The sequence below is a fragment of the Micromonospora reichwaldensis genome (genome assembly GCF_031845925.1).
Classification (GTDB): Bacteria; Actinomycetota; Actinomycetes; order Mycobacteriales; family Micromonosporaceae; genus Micromonospora; species Micromonospora reichwaldensis.
Map to the genome: position 1 here is coordinate 1 of NZ_JAVRFL010000098.1, position 421 is coordinate 421.

The following is a 421-nucleotide window of genomic DNA, read 5'->3' on the forward strand; positions in this document are numbered from 1 at the left end:
CCGGACGGTGCTTGCACCCGCGTGAAGCCGATCCCCCTTCGGCGTGTGGGTGCCAACCCCCGAATGGAGCGTTTCTGATGAACACGATCATCCGTAAGAGCGTTCTCGGTATTGCTGGTCTCGCCTTTGCCGGTGGCGTGTTCGCCGGTCCCGCGACCGCGCACGCGGCCCCGTCGGTGCAGTCGACGCCCGTGGCAGTCGTGCAGGCCGACACGCCGTCGGTCGACAAGGCCAAGCTGATTCCGCACGGTGTGCAGGGCGCCCAGTCGCACGTCGACCTGTCCGACGAGCAGGTCGCGAACGTCAAGGCGATCATCGCGGCGACGAAGAAGGCCGGCATGGACGAGCGCGCCGCCGTGGTGTCGATCGCGACCGCCCTGCAGGAGTCGAAGCTGGAGAACCTGGGCCACCTCGGTGACCG

At 67.9% G+C, this 421-nt stretch carries 1 pseudogene; it reads left to right on the forward strand.

The window, feature by feature from the left end:
- Positions 1-77 precede the first annotated feature (77 nt).
- A pseudogene (locus RM555_RS30875) lies at positions 78-421 on the forward strand (hypothetical protein); the annotation flags it as partial.